General features: G+C 65.9%; 26 protein-coding genes. 15 read left to right on the top strand and 11 right to left on the bottom strand.

The features are described from left to right. Nucleotides 1-10: 10 nt before the first annotated feature. Together FJV43_RS09600 and asd are read right to left on the bottom strand one after the other, a co-directional pair. Entirely contained in the window at nt 11-577 is a 567-nt protein-coding gene (locus FJV43_RS09600) for an NUDIX hydrolase (protein ID WP_239626476.1), read from the bottom strand. A gap of 65 nt (nt 578-642) precedes the next feature. Then, nucleotides 643-1,506 (bottom strand): archaetidylserine decarboxylase, encoded by an 864-nt coding sequence (gene asd, locus FJV43_RS09605; RefSeq protein ID WP_197968177.1) that lies wholly within the window; start codon nt 1,504-1,506, stop codon nt 643-645. A 35-nt stretch (nt 1,507-1,541) separates the two neighbouring features. Between asd and FJV43_RS09610 the strand changes: the two genes are divergently transcribed. Further along, entirely contained in the window at nt 1,542-3,206 is a 1,665-nt protein-coding gene (locus FJV43_RS09610; RefSeq protein ID WP_239626478.1) for an aminotransferase class III-fold pyridoxal phosphate-dependent enzyme, read from the top strand. Nucleotides 3,207-3,766: 560 nt separating this feature from the next. Here the strand turns inward: FJV43_RS09610 and FJV43_RS09615 are convergent. From FJV43_RS09615 to FJV43_RS09625, 3 genes are all read right to left on the bottom strand, one after another. Next, on the bottom strand, nt 3,767-4,426 hold the full coding sequence (locus tag FJV43_RS09615; protein WP_239626479.1) for a hypothetical protein: 660 nt from the start codon (nt 4,424-4,426) through the stop codon (nt 3,767-3,769). A 266-nt stretch (nt 4,427-4,692) separates the two neighbouring features. Beyond that, complete coding sequence (locus tag FJV43_RS09620) at nt 4,693-5,382, bottom strand: methyltransferase domain-containing protein (protein ID WP_239626481.1); 690 nt, start codon at nt 5,380-5,382, stop codon at nt 4,693-4,695. Between the two features lie 33 nt (nt 5,383-5,415). After that, nucleotides 5,416-6,468: a glycosyltransferase family 1 protein gene (locus FJV43_RS09625; protein WP_239626482.1), complete on the bottom strand. Its 1,053-nt coding sequence runs from the start codon at nt 6,466-6,468 to the stop codon at nt 5,416-5,418. 273 nt (nt 6,469-6,741) lie between these two features. On the opposite strand from FJV43_RS09625, the gene FJV43_RS09630 reads away from it, so the two are divergent. Both FJV43_RS09630 and FJV43_RS09635 read left to right on the top strand, forming a co-directional pair. Then, complete coding sequence (locus tag FJV43_RS09630) at nt 6,742-7,458, top strand: L,D-transpeptidase (protein ID WP_239626484.1); 717 nt, start codon at nt 6,742-6,744, stop codon at nt 7,456-7,458. A gap of 97 nt (nt 7,459-7,555) precedes the next feature. Further along, nucleotides 7,556-7,987 carry a c-type cytochrome gene (locus FJV43_RS09635; RefSeq protein WP_239626486.1) on the top strand — a complete coding sequence of 144 codons (432 nt, stop codon included), beginning with the start codon at nt 7,556-7,558 and terminating at the stop codon, nt 7,985-7,987. Here FJV43_RS09635 and FJV43_RS09640 read toward each other — a convergent pair. Then, on the bottom strand, nt 7,984-8,379 hold the full coding sequence (locus FJV43_RS09640) for a nuclear transport factor 2 family protein (RefSeq protein WP_239626487.1): 396 nt from the start codon (nt 8,377-8,379) through the stop codon (nt 7,984-7,986). The genes FJV43_RS09635 and FJV43_RS09640 overlap by 4 nt on opposite strands. Nucleotides 8,380-8,511: 132 nt before the next feature. Here FJV43_RS09640 and FJV43_RS09645 point away from each other — a divergent pair, with 132 nt between their 5' ends. After that, nucleotides 8,512-8,997, top strand: coding sequence for an Lrp/AsnC family transcriptional regulator (locus FJV43_RS09645; RefSeq protein ID WP_028178078.1), 486 nt, complete (start codon nt 8,512-8,514; stop codon nt 8,995-8,997). Beyond that, the gene (locus FJV43_RS09650; RefSeq protein WP_239626489.1) at nt 8,994-9,491 is read left to right on the top strand and encodes a GNAT family N-acetyltransferase; all 498 of its coding nucleotides are present in this window, start codon (nt 8,994-8,996) and stop codon (nt 9,489-9,491) included. The genes FJV43_RS09645 and FJV43_RS09650 overlap by 4 nt, the downstream gene beginning before the upstream one ends. 51 nt (nt 9,492-9,542) lie before the next feature. Here the strand turns inward: FJV43_RS09650 and FJV43_RS09655 are convergent, their stop codons facing one another. Further along, nucleotides 9,543-9,821 (bottom strand): hypothetical protein, encoded by a 279-nt coding sequence (locus tag FJV43_RS09655; RefSeq protein WP_239626490.1) that lies wholly within the window; start codon nt 9,819-9,821, stop codon nt 9,543-9,545. Then, complete coding sequence (locus FJV43_RS09660; RefSeq protein WP_239626492.1) at nt 9,818-10,612, bottom strand: DUF899 domain-containing protein; 795 nt, start codon at nt 10,610-10,612, stop codon at nt 9,818-9,820. The genes FJV43_RS09655 and FJV43_RS09660 overlap by 4 nt, the downstream gene beginning before the upstream one ends. 147 nt (nt 10,613-10,759) lie before the next feature. Here FJV43_RS09660 and FJV43_RS09665 point away from each other — a divergent pair, with 147 nt between their 5' ends. The 7 genes from FJV43_RS09665 (at nt 10,760) to FJV43_RS09695 (ending at nt 19,208) form a co-directional block, all read left to right on the top strand. Further along, nucleotides 10,760-11,980, top strand: a complete 1,221-nt coding sequence (locus FJV43_RS09665; RefSeq protein ID WP_239626494.1) for a helix-turn-helix domain-containing protein — start codon at nt 10,760-10,762, stop codon at nt 11,978-11,980. Nucleotides 11,981-12,009: 29 nt separating this feature from the next. Next, entirely contained in the window at nt 12,010-12,648 is a 639-nt protein-coding gene (locus FJV43_RS09670; protein ID WP_239626495.1) for a PQQ-binding-like beta-propeller repeat protein, read from the top strand. Between the two features lie 237 nt (nt 12,649-12,885). Beyond that, nucleotides 12,886-14,454, top strand: coding sequence for a DUF4403 family protein (locus FJV43_RS09675; RefSeq protein ID WP_239626497.1), 1,569 nt, complete (start codon nt 12,886-12,888; stop codon nt 14,452-14,454). Nucleotides 14,455-14,587: 133 nt separating this feature from the next. Next, nucleotides 14,588-15,727: an ABC transporter ATP-binding protein gene (locus tag FJV43_RS09680; RefSeq protein ID WP_239626499.1), complete on the top strand. Its 1,140-nt coding sequence runs from the start codon at nt 14,588-14,590 to the stop codon at nt 15,725-15,727. A gap of 64 nt (nt 15,728-15,791) precedes the next feature. Continuing rightward, the gene (locus tag FJV43_RS09685) at nt 15,792-16,850 is read left to right on the top strand and encodes an ABC transporter substrate-binding protein (RefSeq protein ID WP_239626500.1); all 1,059 of its coding nucleotides are present in this window, start codon (nt 15,792-15,794) and stop codon (nt 16,848-16,850) included. Nucleotides 16,851-17,118: 268 nt separating this feature from the next. After that, nucleotides 17,119-18,381 carry an ABC transporter permease gene (locus FJV43_RS09690; RefSeq protein WP_239626502.1) on the top strand — a complete coding sequence of 421 codons (1,263 nt, stop codon included), beginning with the start codon at nt 17,119-17,121 and terminating at the stop codon, nt 18,379-18,381. Beyond that, nucleotides 18,378-19,208, top strand: a complete 831-nt coding sequence (locus FJV43_RS09695; protein WP_239626504.1) for an ABC transporter permease — start codon at nt 18,378-18,380, stop codon at nt 19,206-19,208. Before FJV43_RS09690 ends, FJV43_RS09695 begins: the two co-directional genes overlap by 4 nt. A gap of 108 nt (nt 19,209-19,316) precedes the next feature. On the opposite strand, the gene FJV43_RS09700 is transcribed toward FJV43_RS09695, so the two are convergent. Next, the gene (locus FJV43_RS09700; RefSeq protein WP_239626505.1) at nt 19,317-19,838 is read right to left on the bottom strand and encodes a PRC-barrel domain-containing protein; all 522 of its coding nucleotides are present in this window, start codon (nt 19,836-19,838) and stop codon (nt 19,317-19,319) included. 226 nt (nt 19,839-20,064) lie between these two features. Beyond that, nucleotides 20,065-20,613, bottom strand: a complete 549-nt coding sequence (locus tag FJV43_RS09705) for a hypothetical protein (RefSeq protein ID WP_239626507.1) — start codon at nt 20,611-20,613, stop codon at nt 20,065-20,067. Between the two features lie 180 nt (nt 20,614-20,793). On the opposite strand from FJV43_RS09705, the gene FJV43_RS09710 reads away from it, so the two are divergent. Together FJV43_RS09710 and FJV43_RS09715 are read left to right on the top strand one after the other, a co-directional pair. After that, on the top strand, nt 20,794-21,534 hold the full coding sequence (locus FJV43_RS09710) for a response regulator (protein ID WP_061877526.1): 741 nt from the start codon (nt 20,794-20,796) through the stop codon (nt 21,532-21,534). An 11-nt stretch (nt 21,535-21,545) separates the two neighbouring features. Then, on the top strand, nt 21,546-22,868 hold the full coding sequence (locus tag FJV43_RS09715; RefSeq protein WP_239626508.1) for an ATP-binding protein: 1,323 nt from the start codon (nt 21,546-21,548) through the stop codon (nt 22,866-22,868). Nucleotides 22,869-22,874: 6 nt separating this feature from the next. On the opposite strand, the gene FJV43_RS09720 is transcribed toward FJV43_RS09715, so the two are convergent. Next, nucleotides 22,875-23,090, bottom strand: coding sequence for a hypothetical protein (locus tag FJV43_RS09720; RefSeq protein WP_028178064.1), 216 nt, complete (start codon nt 23,088-23,090; stop codon nt 22,875-22,877). Nucleotides 23,091-23,321: 231 nt separating this feature from the next. Here FJV43_RS09720 and FJV43_RS09725 point away from each other — a divergent pair, with 231 nt between their 5' ends. After that, nucleotides 23,322-23,864, top strand: coding sequence for a lytic transglycosylase domain-containing protein (locus FJV43_RS09725; RefSeq protein WP_239626510.1), 543 nt, complete (start codon nt 23,322-23,324; stop codon nt 23,862-23,864). Nucleotides 23,865-24,021: the final 157 nt, after the last annotated feature.

Consider the following 24,021-nt stretch of genomic DNA (forward strand, 5'->3'; position numbering starts at 1 on the left):
TGAACAGGTCTCACGCCTCGCCGCGCAGCCACGCCCTCACCTTCTGCAGCAAACCGTGGCGCAGCTCGTCGACGGACGCCGCCTCGGCCGGAGTCAGCGTCTGCAAGGCGGTATCGATGTCATCGGCCGCTTGCGCCTGCTCGGGCGGCGGCGGCGACGCTGCCAGCCCCGCCGCCGCAAGCGCGATCGGGCCGACCTGGTTGAGGAACGCGCGCTCATATTCGCGCGACAGGCGGGCAATCGCATCGTCCAGCGTCAGCCAGTCGACCGCCTTGATGTCGTTCATCAGCTTGCGGACCGGCCCGCCGTCAGCTTCCATCCGCCAGAAATGCACGACCTTGGAGCGCCCGCCGGACTGATAAACGAGGGTGCCCAGAAATTCGTGCACGGCAACCTCGTGGCCGGTCTCCTCCAGCACCTCGCGGTGCGCAGCTTCCTTCGGCGTCTCGCCGTCGTCGAGCTTGCCCTTGGGGAGGACCCATTCGTTGCGCTTGCGCTGGCGCACGACCGCGATCAACGGCGCCGAGCCACGCCGCAGCACAATACCCCCCGCGGCCAAGACCGGCGCCCGCGCCATCGCTCACACATCCAAATCGTCGTCCCCGACAGACGATATAGCCAGCGGGGACGGCAGATTGAAGGCTAGTTTCTCCTCAAGAGCGCTTGACCCGCGCGAATGCGCGAACCCTCGGCGATGCCGTCGCAAAAGTTGAAATCGCCGGGCGCCAGGATGATGATGGTCGAGCCGTGCTCGAACCAGCCGAGCTCCTCGCCCTTGGCCACGTTGACGTCACAGGGGAAATTGACCGGCCCCTTCGTCTGCGCGTTCAGCACCATGTCGAGGAAGTGCAACCGGATGCTCGCGACCAGGATCGCCGCAACGGGCACCAGTGTCACCGCCTCGCCGGTAGAGAGGTGGGTGCGGATCACCGCGCGCTCGTTCTTGCAGAACAGCCGCTCGACGCGCTTGAGCGCGATCGGGTTGACGTTCCAGACGTCGCCATGGATCAGCGTGACACGTTCGATATGGGCGTCATAGGGTGCGTGGAAGCGGTGATACATGCTCGACGTCAGCCGCAGCGTGACGAAGGAGCCATTGCGGTGCTGGTCGACCAGCGCGGAATCGCCGAGCAGGTCGAGCAGCGAATAGGGCGCACCCTTGACCTGGAACAGCTCGGTGTCGGCGATCTTGCCGTGGGCGCCGACGATTCCATCAGAGGGACTCGCCACCACCGCCGGATCCGGATCGAACGGCCGCAGGCCCGGCTTCAGCTCCCGGGTGAAGCAGTCGTGCAGGCTCTTGAAATGCGTCTTGCGCGCCTCCGACAGATCGAGGTCCGAGAACAGCTTCCACAGCGCAATCGAGAAGTCGCGGACGAGCGGATTCTCGACCTTGGAGAACCAGCCCATGAAGCGGGTCAGGGCCGCGCGGGGGATGCGGTTGGTCAACAGGAAGTTGAGGTCTTCCTGCTGGGTGAAAGAGGCGATGAGGGCTTTGACTGTCATGAATCTGTCAGCTCGCAGGGTTAGCGCTTGTTGTCATGGAAACGACACTCCCGATTCTCTCGATGTCCGTGGCCGCCGCAGCGTCCGCTGCCGCCGCCTTCCCGAAGCTCAAGGCGCGCATCGAACTCTCCCGCGCCAAGCACCGGTCGCTCGCCGGGCACTCCAAGATGTCGCGCCGGGTAGCGCGGCTGCTGCCGTTCTACGAGTACGGAGAGAACGACTATTTCTCCTGCGACGGTGCGCCCGCGAACGTCGCCGCGCAACGCAAGGACGGCTTCTTCCGTCTCGCCCGCCTCTACGCCGAGCGCTACCCGAAGGGCCGCGCGATGACGAAGGAGGCGGCGGAGAAGATCTCCGACCTGAACTTCACCGAGAGCTACCGCGTGCCGTTCCAGTTCTCGCGTCTCGTCCGCGAGCACCTGGGCACCTCGACCTTCATGGAGTCCTCGCGCGGCGTCACAGTCACCGACGTCGACGGCAACACCTCTTACGATCTCACCGGCTCGTACGGCGTCAACATCTTCGGCAACGACTTCTACAAGGAATGCATCGAGGGCGCCGAGAAGCGGGCACATGCGCTCGGACCGGTGCTCGGCCCCTACCATCCCGTCATCCTCGACAACGTGACCCGGCTCTGCCGGATCTCGGGCCTCGACGAAGTGTCGTTCCACATGTCCGGCACCGAGGCCGTGATGCAGGCGGTGCGGCTGGCGCGCTACCACACCAAGCGCACGCATCTGGTCCGCTTCGCCGGCGCCTATCATGGCTGGTGGGGCGACGTGCAGCCCGGCGTCGGCAATCCCATCCCCGCGCACGAGACCTACACCCTCGCCGAGATGTCGGAGAAGACGCTGCATGTGCTGAAGACGCGCAAGGACATCGCCTGCGTGCTGGTCAATCCGCTCCAGGGTCTGCATCCCAACGCCAACGCGCCCGGCGATTCCTCGCTGGTCGATTCCTCCCGCGGCGGCAATTTCGATCGGGCCGCTTACACGGAGTGGCTGAAGAGGCTGCGCGAAGTCTGCACCGAACGCGGCATCGTCTTGATCTTCGACGAGGTCTTCGTCGGCTTCCGTCTCGCCGCCGGCGGCGCCCAGGAATATTTCGGCGTGCGCGCCGACATGGTGACCTACGGCAAGAGCCTCGCCGGCGGCCTGCCGGTCGGCGTGGTCTGCGGCAAGAAGGATCTGATGCGCCGCTTCCGCGACGATCGTCCCGCCGACATCTGCTTTGCCCGCGGCACTTTCAACTCCCATCCCTACGTCATGACGGCGATGGACGAGTTCCTGAGCCGCCTCGCCAGCCCGAACTTCCGCGCGGTCTATGACGGCCTCGAGGAGACCTGGAACGGCCGCGTCCAGAAGCTCAACCGGATGATGGAGAGCGCTGACCTGCCGGTGCGGTTCGCCAACTTCTCCTCGATCTGGACGGTGAAATACACCACGCCTTCCCGCTACAACTGGATGCTGCAATATTACCTGCGCGCCGAGGGCCTGGCGCTGAGCTGGGTCGGCACCGGCCGGCTGATCTTCAGCCTCAACTACACCGACGCCGACTTCACCGAGGTCGCCGAACGCTTCGTCCGCGGCGCCGAAAAGATGAAGGCCGACGGCTTCTGGTGGCACGACGGCGTGCTCACCAACAAGAACATCAAGCGGCAGATCCTGAAAGAGATGCTGGCGAAGCGCTTCGGGCGCTGAGGGCAACAGTCCAACCACATTCATCGTTGTTCCGGGGCGAGGTCTCTCCTCCCCCTCTCCCCGCTTGCGGCAGGGCAATCGCATATGGTGCGCACGGTGCGGCGGCATCGGCACTAGGCTCCCTCCCCCGCTTGCGGGGGATGGTTGGGGAGAGGGTATCTCCGCGCTGCGATTATTGAGATTAACTGAGGACGTCCCTGCGTGGCGAGAGCCCTCACCCGCCGCGCTCTGCGAGCGCGTCGGCCTCTCCCGCAAGCGGGAGAGGCGGAGCAAGCCAGCGGACAATCCCCGTGAAATCCATATGCGATTGCCCTGCCGCAAGCGGGGAGAGGGTTGGGGTGAGGGGGACTCTCCGCGCGCGCGGTGAGAGTTGGCGCACGCCCCGCTGGCAGCGCCCCCGCGGTGACTCCCCCTCACCCGGATCGCATCTGCGATGCGCTCCGGCCTCTCCCCGCAAGCGGGGAGAGGCGAAGAAGCCGCCCCCAAGACGTGGATGCCCGGCGCGAGGCCGGGCATGACGCAACCATCAGACATCGGAGTGTTTTGCGTACGCGGCGCGCTCAGGCGTGCCGCTCTTCGAGTGTGGGCTCGACGATCAGGCCCAGCGTATGCTCGGGATTGAGGTGCAGGCCCGGATCCATGAGCTCGCCGCGCATCAGCGCCAGCGGCGCCTTGTGATAGAGCATCAGGTCGTGGAACGGATCGGTCAGGATCTTGGTCATCCAGACGAGACCGGTCTCGACGTCGCGGATGAAGAAGAGGTGCACGGTGCGGAACAACAGGCCGCCGCCGCCGACCACGAGCCAGATCTTGGCGACCTGGCGCATGAAGTCGGTCGCGCTCGCCCAGGGCGTGAACAGGCCGAACAACGTCGGATCGACAAACAGGACCAGCGGCGACAGCGCCCAAATCGCCATCAGCACCACCTTGCGCTGCAGGTTGTAGCCGACCTTGATCTCTTCCTTGTACTCGTGCGTCGCATGGTTGATGTGATCGTAATCGTGCGGCTCGAAGAAGAAGTGGCCGGCCTGACGCGAGGTCATCGAGATCAGCCAGCCGACCAGCGCGGAGACCACGGGATCGATGAACAGCCAGACATAGGCGAACAGGAAGCTCAGCGCGCTGACGAAGTGCAGGCTCTGGTTGATGCGGCTGTGGTGATAGTAGCGATGGTCGTCCCAGCGCTGGATCCGCAGCTGCTCGAGATAGTTCTTGATCATGCTCTCCCCCAAAATGCTTTCGGGTACGGGATTACAGGGATTCGATGTAGGCCGTGTGACATCATCATTTTGTCATGTGACGATGCGCAGCGGCGCGATGACGCACGGATTACTCTCTCCCCTCATCCTGAGGAGCGCGCTCTTGCGCACGTCTCGAAGGATGAAGGCCGAGCTGCAGCAGCGGGGCCTTCATGCTTCTCCGAGCGATGCGAAGCATCGTCCGGGAGACGGCGCTTGCGCGCCTCCTCACCATGAGGAGCAAGAACTCAAGCCGCCTTGGCGACGTCGACCTTGCGGAAGCGCACCAGCGAGAAGTGACCGAGCGGCGGGATCAGGCGGCGCTCGGCGAGCTCGATGCCGTTCGCGCCGGAGAGCCACTTCGCATAGCGCGACCAGGCGAACTCGGCGGTGCGGAAGCCGAGCGGACGCACCACCGGCTGGAGCCTCTGCTCGATGAAGCGGCGCATGCCGGCATCGGCGCTGACGCGGGTCAGGATGATCAGCTCGCCGCCCGGGCGCAGCACGCGGGCGAATTCGTCGAGCGCCTTCTCCGGGTTCGGCACGGCCGTCACGACGTATTGCGCCATCACGACGTCGAAGGAATTGTCGGGGAATTCGAGCTTCTCGGCGTCCATCACCGCGAGGCCCTCGACGTTCTTCAGCTTCTGCTCCTTCACCCGGCGGCGCGCCTTGTCTAGCATCGCTTCCGAAATGTCGGTGCCGAAGATGCGAAGGTTGGGGCCATAGAGCGGCAGCGAGATGCCGGTACCGACGCCGACCTCGAGCACGCGGCCGCCGATCTTGTTGGTGGCCGCGATCGCGGCCTGCCGCCCCTTGGCGAACACGCCGCCGAACACGAGGTCGTAGACGGGCGCCCAGCGGTCATAGGCCTGCTCGACCGTGCCACGGGTGAGGTCGAGCTGCTGCGTGCCGTCAAGGTTCATGATCTTAGCCATCGATGAGGTTCTCGCTGTGGTTCGAATTGACGATCAGCTGCGCACCGGCCGCCGCGCCATGCGAGGCGAGGCACGCAGCATGCGGCTGGGCTGAAGAGAGGTGAGATTGCCGACGAACTGGCGCGCGCTGTTCTCCCAGGAGCGCTCCAGCGCGAAATTGCGGCAGGTCTCGCGCGACATGGTGAGCGCGCGCAGGCACGCGGTGCGCAGGTCGTGGTCGATCGCGCCGATCGGGTGATCGGCGATGACGTCCTTCGGCCCCGTCACCGGAAACGCCGCAACCGGCGTGCCGCAGGCGAGCGCCTCGAGTTGCACCACGCCGAAGGTGTCGGTCAGGCTCGGAAACACGAAGACGTCGGCAGCGGCGAGATGCGCGGTCAGATCCGCGCCCTTCTTCTCGCCGAGGAAGACCGCGTCCGGGTACTTCTTTTCGAGCGCCGCCTTCTGCGGGCCGTCGCCGACGATGACCTTGGTGCCGGGCAGGTCGAGCGAGAGGAACGCTTCGAGATTCTTCTCCACCGCCACGCGGCCCATGGTCATGAAGATCGGCCGCGGCAGGTCGAGCCTGGCCGGAGAATCGGGATGGAACAGTTCGGTGTCGACGCCGCGCGTCCAGAAGCCGAGCCGCTTGAAGCCGCGCTCGGACAGTTCCTGCCGCAGCGAGGGCGTCGCCACCATCGTCATGGCGGCGGCATCGTGGAAGTGGCGCAGCACGGCATAGCCGACGGCGGCCGGGATACCGGTCCGCACCGCGACATATTCCGGAAAACGCGTCGTGTAGGAGGTGGTGAAGGCGAGCCGGTTGCGGCGGCAATAGGCCCGTGCCGCCCAGCCGATCGGGCCCTCGGTCGCGATGTGCAGCGCGTCCGGCGCCGCCCGCTCGATCCGCCGCGCGATCTCCTTGGCGCCAGGCAGCGCGATGCGCAGCCCCGGATAGGTCGGCAGCGGCCAGGACGGAAAGCCGTCCGGCGTGAGGAAGTCGATCTCGACGTCGAGGGCCTTGGCCGCGTTCGCCAGCGAGGTCAGCGTCCGCACCACACCGTTGACCTGCGGATGCCAGGCGTCAGTCGCGATTAATACCCGCATGGGGAAATTCCGAGAGTTTGATGATTCTCAGGCATCGACCATCAACGAAGGATATTTCAGGCGTGTGACGTCACAGAAGTGTCGGCGTGCTGTTTTGTTCGTTAACGGGCGCGCGGAGCCACGAAACTGTCATGAAACAATCCTTTCCGCGACGAAACCGTTTTCGGTTTTCCGCGCAAATGTCCCGAAACGTTTCGCCGTTAAGACTTGAGGCAACGGAGCACCGAAATGGTGCCGCGGTGAGCAGAAACACCGAGCAAACAGGGGCGACCAATGTTCAATCTGGATACGTTCAAGACATTTTCGCGCGCCGTTGCATTCGGTGCAGCCGCGATCTCCGCAATCGCATTCACAGGCGCAGCCAACGCCGCGCCCGCGCAGCTTTTTCCTCTCTTCCAGCCGCTGCCGCCAATGGCCGCGCCGCAGCCGATCCAGCCCTATCAACCCTATCAGGCAACGCCTTACCAGGCTGCGCCGTCGGAAGATCAGGACGCGGTCGAGATGCCGGCCCGCTTCCGCCGCCAGACCGTTTCCTACGCGACGCGCGAGGCGCCGGGCACCATCATCATCGATACGCCCAACACCTATCTCTATTACGTGCTCGGCAACGGCCAGGCGTTGCGCTACGGCATCGGCGTCGGCCGCGACGGCTTCACCTGGTCCGGCATTCAGTCGGTGAGCCGGAAGGCGGAATGGCCGGACTGGACCCCGCCGCCCGAGATGATCGCCCGCCAGCCCTATCTGCCCCGTCATATGGCCGGCGGTCCCGGCAATCCGCTGGGCGCCCGCGCCATGTATCTCGGCGGCACCATCTACCGCATCCACGGCACCAATGCGCCGGACACCATCGGCAAGCGCGTCTCCTCCGGCTGCATCCGCCTGACCAACGAGGACGTCACCGACCTCTATTCCCGCGTCAATATCGGCACCAAGGTGATCGTGCTGCCGATGACCGAACGCAGGGCCGAGCTCGGCACGGCGACGCGCTGAGCGACCGGACATTGTGACGCAAGCGGCCCCGGAACCCGCCGGGGCCATCTTTGTTTGCCCTCGACATCCCGACGCGCTTGCTGCGGCGCGATCCCCGATGGAGGCGCAAATGCAACCCCGCCTGCAACCTTCGTCAAAAGCGTGGATCGGCGCCGGGGCACTGACGCTGCTGTTGTCCGCGCCCTTCTCGCTCGCGCAGCAACCAGCGAGTGACGATACCGGCCAGCAGGCCTTCAACAACTCCTGCCGCACCTGCCACTCCATGAAGGAGGGCGACAATCGACTCGGTCCCAACCTCAACAAGATCGTCGGACGCAAGGCCGGCTCGCTGCCGGACTACAACTACTCCTCGTCGATGAAGGAAGCGGGCTTCGCCTGGGACCAGGACAAGCTCACCCGCTTCATGGTCAAGCCGGACGAGGTCGTCTCCGGCCACAAGATGCAGCCCTATGGCGGCGTCTCGGCGGAGGAAGCGGGCAAGGTGTTTGCGTATCTGCAATCGACCGGAAGCCAACAGGAACGGCGCTAGGTGCCCGTTGGCTCATACCGTCGCTCGACGTGGAACGATTTCGCCGTGATCAACCAGCTGTCATTGATGCGGTGGTACGCCAGATAGTCGACATACTGGAGTACATCGATCCGAACCCGAACCTTCACGAGCGCTTGCGCGGGCGACACCACGTCGATCAGCAAGACCTCCTGAAGCCGCGGCGCATCCTTGGATTCTGGCGAAGGGGTCGACGCCAGCAGGGTTCTGTAGTCGCGAACCGGCAGTATCCGCAATTCCGCGTCGCGAATTCCATGGAGCTGCGCAGTCGGCGCAAAAACGCGGTCGAACTGCGAAACGTCATTGTCGTACATCAGCGTGAAGTAACGGTCGACAGCCTCCAGCAGGGGCGCGAGAGTCGGGCCTTCGGTCATGGTTCACTCCATTGTTGGCAGGATCGGAGCACTCCATCCCATGGAAAGCCGAGGCATGTCCTTGCGAACTAGGCTAATCTCGACGGCTCGGGCGCAACATCGTGCCCTTCTTGATCCAATGGGATGCGGTTCATGCCAAAATGCGAGCTGGATGCGATCGACCGGCGCATCGTCACCGAACTCCAGACCAATGCACGACTGAGCAATATCGAGCTGGCGGACCGGGTCGGCTTGTCGCCATCGCCTTGCCTGCGGCGCGTGCGGCGACTGGAGCAGGAGGGATATATCGACGGCTATCGCGCCTCCTTGCGGCGTGGCCGTCTCGGGCTCGGCTTCTCGGCCTTTCTCGGCGTCAAGATCAGCGGCCACGCCAACGACCAGGCGCTGAGCTTCGAGAGGACCGTCGTCGCCATGCCCGAGGTCGTTGCCTGCCACCTCGTCGCCGGAGAGGCCGATTACCTGCTCGAAATCGTCGTGCCCGAGCTCGAGGACTATCAGCGCTTCCTTGTCGACAAGCTGCTGAATCTGCCGATTGTGCGAGAGGTCCGCAGCAGCATCGCGATCCAGACTCTCAAGGCCGACGCGCCCCTGCCGCTGGCGCATCTGTCCTGGCCATGATCAAACTGCTGACGCCTGCCGACGCCTCGCTCTACCGCGGGATCAGGCTGGAGGCGCTCGCCGCGCATCCGGAGGCCTACTCCAGCACGCTCGCGCGCGAGCAGGGAAAGCCGCTCGCTTGGTTCGAGGAGCGCCTCACGACATCGGACGTCTTCGGCGCTTTCTGCGCCCAGGAACTCGTGGGCATTGCCGGCTTTCGCCGTGTGGACGGCGCAAAGACCGAGCACAAGGCGGCGCTCTGGGGCATGTATGTGCGGCCGCAGGCGCGCAAATCCGGTACGGGCCGGAGGCTCGTCGACGCGATCGCGGCGCACGCTGCGACCCGCGTCGAACAGCTGCAACTCGCAGTCGTCAGCGAGAACGAGGCCGCCTTGCGCCTCTACGCCGCCGCCGGCTTCGTCGAATACGGTCGCGAGGTGAAGGCGCTGAAGCAGGACGGCCGATACTACGATGAGATCCTGATGGCCTTGCACTTCGGCGGACAAGGCTCGTGACGATGCGGCCCCGGCGAGACCGGGGCTTGTTTGTGCCGGAGTCATCCGTACCTACTGACGCGCGGCGTGCCTTCGCCCCGCAATCTGCCGCAGCCACGCCGATGCGTGAAACGCGCTCATCAACAGATACATCGGCACCATTCCGCCCAGCGCGGAACCTGGTCCGGCGGAGCAGAGCGCGTCCGCCGGACCGCCGGCGAGCACGGCGGTCAGCAGCGCCATGATCGCGAAGGTCGGCGTGGCCGCCAGAGCGAGCCATCGGGCGAGGTGACCCGCGGTCGCGGCGCCGTCGTGGCCGGCGCCGGGGGCCGCGCTGGCCGGACCGGTCATTTCCGTTCCCCCGCGGCCTCCTCGCGAAAGGCCTTCTCGCCGGCGTCCGAGATCTCGACCCATTTTTTGTCGGGCTCGGCGCCTTCGGTGTAGCTGTCGTGCCAGTTCCACCATTTGTAGGTCGGCGTCTGCGGATAGCCCTCCGGCGAGTCCTCCCACACCTCCTGGCGGCCGAGCGGCGTGATGTCGAGATAGTTCCAGGTGCCGCCCATCTGCTCGTCGCCCCGGCTCTTGACGAAATAGGTGCGAAAGATGCGGTTGCCGTCGCGGTAGAACACGTTCGTTCCATGCCATTCGCCGACGCCGAAATCGGCATCGAAGCTGTCGGTGATGGTGACCCACGGCATGGTCCAGCCCATCCGCCGCTTCAGCCTGACGATGTCGGCCTGCGGCGCGCGCGAGGCGAAGACGAGCGTGGTGTCGCGGGCGTTGAGGTGCGCGACATGGGCGACCTGGTCCGCCACCATGGAGCAGCCGCGGCAGGCATGATCGGGCCAGCCGAACACGCCGGGCTCGAAGAACGCGCGGTAGACGATCAGCTGCCGCCGGCCCTGGAACAGGTCGCGCAGGCTGAGCTTGCCGCCGGGGCCCTCGAACGCATAGGTTTTGTCCACCGCCATCCACGGCATGCGACGCCGCTCGGCGGCCAGGGCATCGCGAGCACGGGTATGCGCCTTTTCCTTCACGAGCAGTTGCTGACGGGCTGCCTCCCAGTCCTGCGGCGACACCACCGGCGGTGTCTGCATGGCGGTCTTTCCGTGCGTCGCTGCGTTGTCTGCTGAATTCATCATGGTCCTCCAATTCCCTTGCCTGGGCGAAGCTCCGCCGCACCTTGACGGTCGCGGAACCGATCGTCCCTCGCCGCACATCGTCGGCCGTCAGCGATTTCTGGCACCGGACAGCAGCGCGGTGGGAGTAACAAGTGTGGCGGGATTGACATGGAGTCGCTGATCACCGCCGCGGCGCGCGCGCTCGAAGCCGGCGATCCGCTCGGCGCGCTGAACCGCGTTGCGTTGCGCAACGATGCGCCGTCGCTCGCGCTGCGCGGCATCGCGATGGCGCAGCTCGGCGATCTCGCCAAGGCCAAGACGCTGCTGCGAAGCGCCGCGCGCCGCTTCGGTCCGCGCGAGGCGGTGGCACGCGCAAGATGCGTGGTGGCCGAAGCCGAGATTGCGCTGGTCTCGCGCGATCTGAGCTGGCCGGTGAAGACCCTCGCAGCGGCACGCGCGACGCTGGAAAACCATGGCGATCTCGCCAATGCCGCCCATGCGGGCCATATCGAGGCGCGCCGTTTCCTACTGGTCGGGCGCCTCGACGAGGCCGAGCGCACGCTGGCCGACGTCCGTCCTGCGCCGCTCCCGCCCGCGTCCCAGGTCGTCCGCGAACTCGTGGTCGCCGGCATCGCGATCAGGCGGCTCAGAACGAAAGAGGCGCGCACGGCACTCAGCCGCGCGGCTCACGCAGCGCGGCTGGCCGAAATCCCGGCGCTCCTGGCGGAGGTCGACAGCGCGAGCCTCATGCTCGACACGCCGGCAGCGCGCCTGATCGCGCGCGGCAGCGAACACCCGCTGTTGCTCGGAGAGGTCGAAAGGCTGGCGACCTCGACGGCGCTCGTCGTGGACACCTTCCATCATGTCGTGCGCAGGCAAGGCGTCGTCGTGCCGCTCGGAACGCGACCGGTGCTGTTCGCGCTCGCTCGCCTGCTGGCGCAGGCATGGCCCGCGGATGTCTCGCGGGAGGCGTTGATATCAGGCGCCTTTCACGCAAGGCACGCCGATGAGTCGCACCGCGCGCGATTGCGCGTCGAGATCGGACGGCTCCGCACCAAGCTGAAGCCACTGGCCGAGATCAGCGCGACGAAGCCGGGCTTCGTGCTGACGCCGCGGAAGACGCGCGACGTCCTCGTGCTGGCTCGGCCCCTCGAGGAGAAGCACGCGGCCGTGCTGGCCTTTCTCGCCGACGGCGAGCCATGGTCGAGCTCGGCGCTCGCAGTTGCGCTTGGGATCAGTCCGCGCACAGTGCAGCGGGCGCTCGACGAGCTGGCGCGGTCGCACAAGGTGCAGTGCTTCGGACACGGACGGGCGCGCCGCTGGATGACGCCGCCCGTTCCGGGTTTCCCGACAGGCTTGTTACTCCCCACCCCGCTCCTGAAGACGTAGGATGCGCGCAAGCATCAGGGATCGAGCACATGAAACGTTCGGCCGCCGAGATCGTCACCGAGTATGGGCCCTTTCCAGGCGTCGAGACCGTGCATGGCGTCACCTATGACGGCAGGCACGTCTGGTTCGCATCCGGCGACAGGTTGAACGCCGTCGATCCGGCCAGCGGCAAGATCGCGCGCTCCATCGACGTCGCCGCGCATGCGGGAACGGCGTTCGACGGCCGGCACCTGTTCCAGATCGCCGAGGATCGCATCCAGAAAATTGATGCCGCCTCGGGCAAGGTGCTCGGCACCATTCCGGCGCCCGGCGGCGGCGGCGATTCCGGCCTTGCCTGGGCCGAGGGCTCGCTCTGGGTCGGACAATATCGCGAGCGCAAGATCCATCAAGTCGATCCCGAAACGGGAAAGGTCCTCCGCACCATCGAGAGCAAGCGCTTCGTGACCGGGGTGACCTGGGTCGACGGCGAGCTCTGGCACGGCACCTGGGAGGGCGAGGAGAGCGATGTGCGACGGATCGACCCTGATACGGGCAAGGTGCTGGAGCAGCTCGACCTGCCCGCCGGGACGGTGGTGTCGGGGTTGGAATCCGACGGCGGCGACCGCTTCTTCTGCGGCGGCGGCAATCGCGGCAATGTGAGGGCGATCCGCCGTCCTCGGCGCGGCTAAAGCATGATCCGGAAAAGTGCGCAGCGGTTTTCCGAAAAGATCATGCTTTAACGACAGCCTAAGGCGCGATGACGATTCATCCCGATCGCATCGCGCTTTAGCCCCGCAATGCTTGAACGCCTAGTAACGGCGCGTTCGCGGCCGTTAACCTGTTCGCCCCAATTCCACCCCACCTGTGCGCTCTAGCGCCCTCTTCGCCCGCCCTGTAGAATCCCGCCGGGGCTGCTTGGGGGATTGATGCGACCGACGTTGAATCTGAAGACCATCCTGATCGGCTTGGCAGTGCTCGCAGCGTCGTTCTTCATCAGCCTGAAGGCGATGGACTTCCTGTCGCCGCACGCGACGAACTCGGCGCCGCCGGTCGCACAACTGCCGCCGCTGCCGCCGGCGTCGAAGAGCTCCATCGTCATCGCGCCGGTCGCCATCGCGATATCTGCGATCCGCGAGCAGGCCGAGAAGGCCGCGCCGCGCAATTTCGCCGGCAAGGCCGACAACCCGATCTCGCAAATCCTGGAGAACGCCGATATCGGCTGGTCCGCCGCGCGCGGCCCGATGGCGGCTGCCGGAGACAAGGACGTGCTGACGATCTCGACGCCGCTCAGCGGCAGGCTGAACGTGACGGGGTCGCTGTCGTCGAAAGCCACGGGCGCGCTCGGCGACGCGCTCGGCAGCGTGCTCGGCGGTGACGCGGCGAAACGGATCGGCGCCGTCAACATCAAGAACCTGAACGCCAGCGCCGAGATCAAGGGCAACGTGGTCGTCACCTCGCGCCCGAAGCTCGCGGCCGCCTGGCATCTGGAGCCCAATCTCGGCGCCCAGGTCAATCTCGGCGACACCAATCTCGCGGTCGCCGGCGCCAAGGTCAACGTGCCGGCGCAGGTGAAGCCGCTGATCGACAAGACGGTCGGCGAGCAGATCAACGCGGTCGCCGAACGCATCCGCAACGATCCTTCGCTGCGGGAGAACGCCAGGGTGCAATGGGCCAAGGCGTGCCGCTCGATTCCGCTGCAAGGCTCGGGCTCCTCGGCCGCGCTGCCGCCGCTCTGGCTCGAGATGAAGCCGGTGCGCGCGATCGCGGCGCAGCCGCGCGTCGATGCGCAGGCCGTGACGCTGCTGCTCGGCCTCGAGGCCGAGACACGTGTCACCTCGACGGCGACCAAGCCGGAGTGTCCGTTTCCCGACAAGATCTCGATCGTACCGCCGACCGGCACCGGTGTGAGCATCGGCGTGCCGATCGACGTACCTTTCACCGAGATCAACAAGCTGATCGCAGCGCAGATGGTCGGCCGCACCTATCCCGAGGACGGCTCCGGCCCGGTCGACGTCACCGTCAAGAGCGCCAACGTGACCCCTTCGGGCGACCGGCTGCTGATCTCGCTTCTGGTGCGCGCCAAGGAGAAGAAGAGCTGGTTCGGGCTCGGCGCCGAGGCGACCGTGCACATCTGGGGCCGGCCGATTCTCGACCAGGCACGGCAGACGCTGCGGCTCGACGACATCGAGCTCGCGGTGGAATCCGAGGCCGCCTTCGGCCTGCTGGGCGCTGCCGCGCGCGCGGTGGTGCCGCAGCTGCAGCAGGCGCTGTTGCAGCGGGCAACGCTCGATCTGAAGCCGATCGCTGCGAACGCCCGCGAGAAGATCGCGGCCGCAATCGCCGACTACCAGAAGAGCGAGGACGGCCTCAAGGTCGAGGCCAAAATCGACAGCCTGACGCTCGCCGACATCGCCTTCGATTCCAAGACCCTCCGCGTGGTCGCGGAAGCCGGCGGCTCGCTGAACGTGTTCGTGACGAAGCTGTCGGGCATGTAGCGCGCCTTCATTCCGGACCCGCACGCGCCTTCGCCGCTTCCGCCGCTGGCATTCTCGCCCGAGGATGCTAAGCTGTTCCTCGCGACATCGGACGAGGTCGTGGCAGCAACGTAGCTGATAACGCGAGGACGACATGGAAGCCGGCATGGTCACACCTGCGCCGGCACTGGTACGCTTTTCCGGCATTCAGAAGACCTATGATGGCGAGCATCTCGTGGTGAAGAACCTCGATCTCGACATCAGGAAGGGCGAGTTCATCACCCTGCTCGGCCCGTCGGGCTCGGGCAAGACGACGACGCTGATGATGCTGGCCGGCTTCGAGGTGCCGACCCATGGCGAGATCTATCTCGCGGACCGCCCGATCAAGAACGTGCCGCCGCACAAGCGCGACATCGGCATGGTGTTCCAGAATTACGCCCTGTTTCCGCACCTGACGATCGCGGAGAACATCGCCTTCCCGCTGTCCGTTCGCAAGACGAACAAGGCGGAAGTGCAGGAGCGCGTGAGGGCAGCGTTGCGCATGATCAAGATGGAAAGCCTGGCGCACCGGCGGCCGGGTCAGCTCTCCGGCGGCCAGCAGCAGCGCGTGGCGCTGGCCCGCGCGCTGGTCTTCAATCCGCAACTCGTGCTGATGGACGAGCCCCTTGGCGCCCTCGACAAGCGCCTGCGGGAGCAGATGCAGCTGGAGATCAAGCAACTGCACGAGACCACGGGCATCACGATCGTCTACGTCACCCACGATCAGAGTGAAGCGCTCACCATGTCGGACCGCATCGCCGTGTTCAACGATGGCATCGTGCAGCAGATCGACAGGCCCGATGCGCTGTATGAGCATCCGGTGAACAGTTTCGTCGCTCACTTCATCGGCGAGAACAACGTGCTCCCCGGCACCGTCGAAGCGGTCGACAAGGGCTATTGCCGCGTCGCGCTGACGGCTGGCGGCACCGTGACCGCTCGGGCGATCAATGTCGCAGGCGCGGGCGCATCGACCTCCCTGTCGGTGCGGCCGGAGCGCGTCGCCATTGTCCTGGACGACGGCTCCGGCGAGGGACCGAACCGGCTGCCGGCAAGGGTGCAGAACACCATCTATCTCGGCGACCACGCGCTGGCCGTGCTCGACGTCGCCGGCAACGGGGAGTTCATGGTCAAGCTTCAGCCGGGCGCGCATGACAGCCTGAGACATGGCAGCCTGAGACATGGCAGCCTAAGGCCTGGCGAAGACGTCTTCGTCACGTTCCGCCCGGAGGACTGCCTGGCCCTCGATCCCGCCTGATCCACGCGAACGGATCTGCATCGACCAACCTCAATGCAACTCACATGAAGAAGGAACAAAGACCATGCTGAAGCGCAAGAATGGCAAGACGGCTCTGGGCTTGGTCGCGGCACTGAGCGCCAGCGCTGCACTGGCGACGGTTGCGCAAGCACGCGACCTCACCGTCGTGTCGTGGGGCGGCGCGTATCAGGATGCGCAGAAGAAGGTCTATTTCGAGCCGTTCAAGAAGGCATCCGGGATTCCCATGAACGACGAGTCCTGGGACGGCGGCGTCGGCGTGTTGCGCGCCAAGGTGCAGGGCGGTGCCGCCACCTGGGACGTCGTCCAGGTCGAGAGCGACGAACTGGCGGTCGGCTGCGAGGAAGGCCTGTTCGAGAAGCTGGATTATTCCAAGATCGGCGGCGAGGCCGCCTATATCCCGCCATCGGTCAACCCTTGCGGCGTCGGCGCCATCCTCTACGATTTCGTTCTCGGCTACGACAAGGACAAGCTGAAGCAGCCCCCCGGCGGCTGGGCCGACTTCTTCGACACCAAGAAGATTCCGGGCAAGCGCGCCTTGCGTCAGGGCCCGAAGACCACGCTCGAAATCGCCCTCATGGCCGACGGCGTCGCGCCGAAGGACGTCTACAAGGTGCTGGCGACCGACGAAGGTATCGATCGCGCCTTCAAGAAGCTGGACACCATCAAGGGCGACATCGTGTGGTGGAAGGCCGGTGCCCAGCCGCCGCAATTGCTCGCCTCCGGCGAGGTGGCGATGACCTCGGTCTACAATGGCCGCATCGACACCGCGAACAAGAACGAGAAGAAGAATTTCGGCATGGTGTGGGACGGAGCGCTGTTCACCCTCGACAGCTGGGTCATCCTGAAGGGGAGCCCGAACAAGGACGCGGCCTACAAGTTCCTGGACTTCGTCGGCAAGGCGGAGAACCAGTCAAAACTGTCGGAGAACATTGCTTATGGCACTTCGAACAAGGATGCGGCCGGACGGCTCCCAGCCGCCGTCCTGAAGGATCTGCCGACCGCGCCTGACAACATCAAGAACGCGGTCGAGATCAACGTTGCCTTCTGGCTCGAGAACATCGACCGCCTGACCGAGCGTTTCAACAAATGGGCGGCGAAATAGCACGCGGCAGCACCCGCGTGCGGCGCACATGGAAAGCAGTTTCATTGCGGCCATCCTTCGAGACGCCCGCCTTAGGCGGGCTCCTCAGGATAAGGGTTGAGTGTGCGGCAACGACTTCACAGACACCGATGCCGTGGAGCCTCATCCTGAGAAGACCGCGAAGCGGTCGTTTCGAAGGACGAGGCGCTCGCTCAGGCCGCGCCAAGAGACCGCATGCGATTGCCCTGCACGAATTGGCGAGTGATGTCCGTTCAAAAGGGCTCATGCCATGACGGATGCACTCTTGACCGGCGCCGATACGTCGACCGAGGTGCCGCTCAAGCGCCGATTGAAGCGCGCCGAGCGGACACGCCAGGTCAAGGCGTTGGCGCTGGTAGCACCGCTTCTCGTCTTCCTGCTCTTCACCTTCGCCGGGCCCATCGCCGGCATGCTGTGGCGTGCGGTCGACGACCGCGAGGTCCGTCAGGTTCTGCCGAACACCCTGGCTGCGCTCGCCGCGTGGGACGGCAAGGACCTGCCGGACGAAAACGCCTACACCGCGCTGGCAAGCGACATCCTGGCGGCGCGCGCCTCCGGCACCATCGCCATCGCAGCCAAGCGGCTGAACTACGCGCTGAACGGCTTCCGCACGATCCTGACCGGCACGGCCCGCAATCTGAAGGCGGAGCCGGAGCGAGGGACGGCCAAGGAGACGCTGGGCAGGATCAACCCGGCCTGGCGCGAACGCACCACCTGGACGACGATCAAGGACGCCGGCGGTCCACTGACCAGCTTCTACCTGCTGGCGGCGCTCGACCTGACGCGGAACGTGGACGGCGCGATCGTCGCGGCCCCGCCGGACCAGGCCATCTATCGCAGCCTGTTTGCCCGCACCTTCATCATCAGCCTCAGCGTCACCGTACTCTGCCTGATCCTCGGCTTCCCGGTCGCTTACCTCCTGGCGACGTTGCCGCCGGCCCGGTCGAACCTGCTGATGATCTTCGTTCTGCTGCCGTTCTGGACGTCCCTTCTGGTCCGCACCTGCGCCTGGATCGTCCTGTTGCAGAGCAAGGGAGTCGTGAACGACAGCCTGCTGTGGCTCGGCATTGTCGACGAGCCGTTGCGCCTGATCTACAACCGCTTCGGCGTCTGCGTGGCCATGACCCACGTTCTGTTGCCGTTCATGATCCTGCCGCTGTACAGCAGCATGAAGGCGATCTCGCCTGCCTACATGCGTGCCGCGGCCTCGCTCGGTGCGCCGCCGGCCACGGCCTTCCTGCGCATCTACCTGCCTCAGACCCTGCCCGGCATCGGCGCGGGAAGCCTGCTCGTCTTCATCCTGGCGCTCGGCTACTACATCACGCCGGCGCTCGTCGGCGGCGCCGCCGACCAGATGATCAGCTACTTCATCGCGCTCTACACGACCGAGACGGCCAATTGGGGCCTCGCTTCGGCTTTGGGTGCGGTGCTGCTGCTGGCCACCGTTCTGCTCGCCCTCGTCTACGGCAAGCTGGTGCAGGGACAGCAGGTCACGGGAGGCATGAAGAATTGAGCGATAGCCCCTCCCTCCGCACACCCAGCCAGCGCATCGCGTGGACCGCGACGATCATCGTCTCCACGCTGGTGTTCGTCTTCCTGATCGCGCCGATCCTGGCGATCATGCCATTGTCCTTCAGCTCGGGCTCGTACCTCACCTATCCGCTGCCAGGCCTCTCCTTGCGCTGGTACGACGATTTCATCAGTTCGCCGCGCTGGATGAACTCGCTGAAGAACAGCATGATCATCGGCGTCGCCTCGACGGCGCTGTCCATGGTCCTTGGCACGACGGCCGCGCTGGGGCTGGCGCAGTGGAAGAGCCGGTTCAAACCGCTCGTGCTGGCTTTCGTGCTGTCGCCGGTGGTCGTGCCCGGGGTCATCACCGCGGTCGGCCTGTATTTCTTCTTCGCACCAATCGGGCTGACCGGCAGTTATCTCGGCCTGATCCTGGCCCACACCGCGCTGGCGACGCCCTTCGTGGTGATCACGGTCGGTGCGACGCTGCAAAGCTTCGACACCAATCTGGCACGCGCCGCCGCCTCGCTGGGCGCCTCGCCGCTTCAGGCGTTCCGCCGCGTGATCCTGCCGCTGATCCTGCCGGGCCTGGCGTCGGGTGCGCTGTTCGCCTTCGCGACCAGCTTCGACGAGGTGGTGATCGTGCTGTTCATGGCGGGCCCCGAGCAGCGCACCCTGCCGCGCGAGATGTTCAGCGGCATCCGCGAGAACATCAGCCCGACCATCACGGCAGCGGCGGTGATTCTGACGACGGTCTCGATCATCCTCCTCGCCACCCTGGAAGGCCTGCGCCGGCGCAACGAGCGGCTCAAGGGCAGCGGGGCCTGAACGGCGGCGTCGCAATTTCGTCGCGCGCTGCTCGCGATGGCGAAAAGACTCGACAGCGCGCCCAGTGAGAACCGGGCGCGCTTCGTCCAGGCAGTTACGCGAGCCGCATTACTCCGAGTACTTGAACTCGGGCATGTTCTTCAGCTCGTCCTTGCTGGCGTTGAACACGGCGTGGTCCGGATACCATTTCGACGTCGACGACGTCGTGGTCGCAGCGGGCCTGTCGGTGCCGGTCGCAGCGCCGGTGGTGGTGGTCGTGGTCGCGCCCGGCTTGGCGCTCGTGCCGGTATAGGCGACGGCCTCGTTGACGAACTTCAGCTTCTCATAGGGCACGGCGACCAGATGCTCGCCCACGCCGAGGAAGCCGCCGACGCCGATCACGGCGATCTTGATGGCGCCGCTCTTGTCCATCAGCAGATCATTGATCGTGCCGATGTTCTCGTTGGCTTCGTTGTAGACCTTCAGGCCGTCCATCTTGGACGTACGCCACTGGCCCGTCGCGGTCGTGGATGTCGTGGTGGCGGCCGCGGTCGGCGCCTTGTCGGTGGTGGCGGTCGGCGATTGCGCGAACGCGACGGTTGCAAGAAGTGCGGTGCCGGCAAGGCCGGCGGCGATCGATTTCGTCAGCATGTTTGTCCTCTCCTTCACTGAAAACTCGTGCGGGAAGAACAGCGCTGATCACTTGCAGTTCCTTGCGCGCCGCAATTTCGTCGCGCAATGCGCGAGCGGGAGCCACAACTATTGTTCCTGCGTCACTCAGGAACATTTTGCGATGCACGGTTCCCCGCCGACAATCGTGCGCCCTGGGTAACGCATGACCGCGGCGAGGACCGCGCCCGACCTCAACTCGCTCAGGTCAGCTCTTGAAGTCGATCAGGAGCGCGGAGAAATCCGAGCTGCTCGATGAGCTGCCGTTGGCGCCGTAGGACGATGCCGACGATTGCGACTGTTGCAGCGCCTGCAGGAACTGCTGGAGGATCTCGGCCGTGGTCTGGTCCGTCGAGCTGCTGCTCGTCGAGTCCGTCGTCGTCGAATCCGAGGAGTCGTCGTCCGGCGGCGGGCCGCCTGCGCCACCCGGTCCACCCGCGCCGCCCGCGAAGGCGGATTGAAACACGCTTTTCAGCTCCTCGGCCTGGTCGGAGGTCAGCGTCCCGTTCGACACTTCGTTCGAGATGAGGTCGTCGATCTTCGACTGCATCTCCTCCTTGGAGGGAGGCGCGCCGCTCGACTGCTCGCTCGATCGGCTCTGCTGGAGCGCCGTGTCGATATCGGTCAGCGCCGTCGAGAGCGCGGACTGGTCCGACGACGAGATCGTGCCGGTGGAGACTTGCGATTGCAATTCCTGCTGAAGCCGCTGGAGCGGCGATTGATAGCTGCCGGCGGAGGCCGCCGAAATCGAGGTCATGATGGCTCCGTGGTTGTTGCGGGGTTTCGTCGCCGACCACGCCACGGTATGGTTAACGGCCTTAACGCAGTCTTGCCGCTCCGCCATCCGTCGATTGCCGCTCGTTTCAGGCAGCCGAACAGAAACAAATCGAAACAAAAATATTCGCCATTTGGCCCGAATCTTGGTCAAACAAATCGCATGGCCATCCCCAATCCCAACATCCTGGTCGTCGAGGACGACCGCGAAACCCGGGCGTTGATTGCAAAATATCTGCGCAGCAACGCCTGCAACGTCACCGCCGTGAGCGATGGCCGCGAGATGTCGCGGGCGATGGCCGACCATCGCGTCGACCTCATCATTCTCGACGTCATGCTGCCCGGCGAGGACGGTCTCAGCCTGTGCCGCAAGGTGCGCGCCGAATCGCAGACGCCGATCATCATGCTGACCGCGCGCGGCGAGGACGTCGACCGCATCGTCGGCCTCGAGATGGGCGCGGACGACTATCTGCCGAAGCCGTTCAACCCGCGCGAGCTGCTCGCCCGCATCAACGCGGTGCTGCGCCGCCAGGCCGCGGCGCAGGCAGCGAGCGCGGTCGAAGGCGCGAGCACGCTCGCCTTCGAAGGCTGGCGCATCGATCTGCGCCTGCGCGAACTGCGCAATCCGGAGGGCGCGCGCGTCGCGGTGACCAGCGCCGAGTTCGATCTGCTCAGGACGTTCTGCGAGCGGCCGGGCCGCGTGCTGTCGCGCGACAGCCTGCTCGATCTCACGCAGGGACGCAACGCCGGCTCGTTCGAGCGCTCCATCGACGTGCTGGTCAGCCGCATCCGCCGCAAGATCGAGCCCAATCCGGCCGACCCCACCCTCATCAAGACGGTGCGCTCCGGCGGCTATCTGTTCACGCCGAGGACGGAAGCGGTCGCGACGCCTCTGAGCGGCTGAGCCTGCCGAAGATGAAGCCGCCCGGGTTCTTCCACCTCAACGGCATCGGCGGGCAGATCGCCGCGCTGGTGCTGGCGTCGACAGTCGCGCTCCATCTCGTCGTCACCACCGCTTTCCTGATCGGCCGGCCCGACCGCCAGGAGACGCCGCCGGACGGCGCCCATCAACTGACCGATGCCGCACTGCTGCTCGGCGCGGCCGAGGCGAGCGAGCGGCCGCGCCTCGTCGCCGATCTGGCGCGCGCCTTTCCCAGGCTCGGCATCGAGATGCCGGCACCCGGCACCGCGACCGCCGAGACGAGCGACAGTCCGCACCTGCGCGGGATGCGCCGCCACCTCCCCCCGGGCTTCAAGGCGGTGCAGCTCGCCCCGGACGGGAATGCGCGCCGCGTCGGCATCGAATTGCCCGACGGCACGATGATCGCAGCCCGTGTCGACGGCGGCCCGCGGCCGATGTTCTGGGGCGCGCCCTGGCTAACGGCGCTGATGACGGCCTTCATCTGTGTCACCGTGCTTGGCCTGTGGGCGGCGCGTACGCTGACGAGGCCGCTGTCGTCCTTCGCCAAGGCCGCCGAGAATTTCAGTCTCGACCGCACTTCCGAGCCGCTGCCCGAGCGCGGCCCGGAAGAGATCCGCCAGGTCGCGCGCGCGCTCAACCGCATGCAGGAGCGGATCGCGCGGCTGATGGCGGATCGCACGCGGATGCTGGCCGCGATCAGCCATGACCTGCGCACGCCGATCACGCGGCTGCGCCTGCGTGCCGAGTTCATCGAGGACGAGGGCAACCGCAGGCGCATGCTGATCGACCTCGACCAGATGCGCTCGATGCTGGAATCGGTGCTGTCGCTGCTGCGCAACGATCGCAAGATCGAGGCCTTGACGCTGGTCGACATCGCCAGCACGCTCCAGCTCATCGCCGACCAGTTCGGCGACATGGGCCATGTCGTGCGATACGACGGGCCGGCGTCCGCGACCGCCGCCGCGCGGCCCGACGATCTGCATCGCGGCGTCACCAACCTCGTCGAGAACGCGGTGCGCTTCGGCGCCGAGGTGACGATCCGTCTCGTCGTCTCGGGCACGACGCTCGTCATCGACGTCGAGGACGACGGCCCCGGCATTTCGGATGCGCGCAAGCAGGAGATGCTGGAGCCGTTCGTGCGCGGCGACGACGCGCGCACCATGGACGAGTCCACCGGCTTCGGGCTCGGCCTCTCGATCGCGCGCGCGATCGCGATCACCCATGGCGGCGAGCTGTCGCTGCACGACCGCGAGCCACATGGCCTGATCGTGCGGATGCGATTGCCGATCTGGCAGGAGCCGCGGCTCGCGGCTTGACGCACCTCACGCCGCGAGCGGCGGGTGCTCGACAGCCTCATGCGGGAAGATTGCCACCGCCTCGAAGCGATAATTGCAGGCGCGGCAGGTCCAGAGGTAGGAGACGCGCCCCTCGCCCGGCTCGATCCAATCGGGCTGCGCGATCGGCGTGCCGCACTGGGCGCAAGGGTTGTGTCTGGGGATGTCGCCGGTGTGTGCACTGACGAGGCTGGCTTTTGTCATGGCACCTCTCCCGATTTGCAGCGCTTGCGTGCTCGCTTTCGCGAGCCGGCACGAATAGACAGGCGTGCTGTCGCGAGCGGGGGTCATCCGCCCCGGAAGCCCAATTACGCCAGCTTTGAGTCGTAACGGCGGCACGGCACCGCAAAAACGTTAACGGCGTCGTTTGGTCACATCATCGCCGCGTTCGGGTTGCCTAACAGCAGCCGGGCGCAGGCAAGTCGGGAATAACTGATGAAAATTTTACGCGTTGCCGCGTTGCTCGCGGCCGGATTGATTTTGCCGCAGGCCGCGTTCGCCGGCGAAGCCGAATATGCCGAGATGGTCGCGGCCCATGCCCGCGCCAACGGCGTGCCGGAAGCGCTGGTGCACCGCGTGATCATGCGCGAGAGCCGTTACCAGCCGCACCTCGTCGGCCGGGGCGGCACCATCGGGCTGATGCAGATCAAGCTCGCGACCGCCCGTGGGGTCGGCTACACCGGCGATGCCGCCGGCCTGCGCGATCCCAACACCAACCTCACCTACGCGGTCAAATACCTCGCCGGCGCCTATCGCGCCGCCAACGGCGATCATGCCCGAGCCGTGCGTTATTTCGCGGGCGGCTATTACTACGCTGCAAAGCGCCAGCGACAGGAGCAGCAACAGGCGATCGTGCAGCAGGCCAGCAACGAGAGCTGGCTGGAGCCGAACGGCAATCCGCAGCCGATGTTCGGAACCGCGCCGCGCCGCAAGCTCGCACAAGGCTTCCGCAACGCGCGGGCGCAGGCCTTGAAATAAGCTTCTTGTGTCCCGGACGCGCTGCAGCGTGCAACGCTGCTGCGCAGAGCCGGGACCCAGCAACCTCGCGCTCCAGCCCTGGGCCCCGGCTCTGCGACGCACCACGCCGCAAAGGGCGGCGCGCTGCATCTCGTCCGGGGCACGGACACTGAGGTTC

Origin of the sequence: Bradyrhizobium sp. I71 (assembly GCF_022354745.1) — a bacterium.
GTDB classification, from domain to species: domain Bacteria; phylum Pseudomonadota; class Alphaproteobacteria; order Rhizobiales; family Xanthobacteraceae; genus Bradyrhizobium; species Bradyrhizobium liaoningense.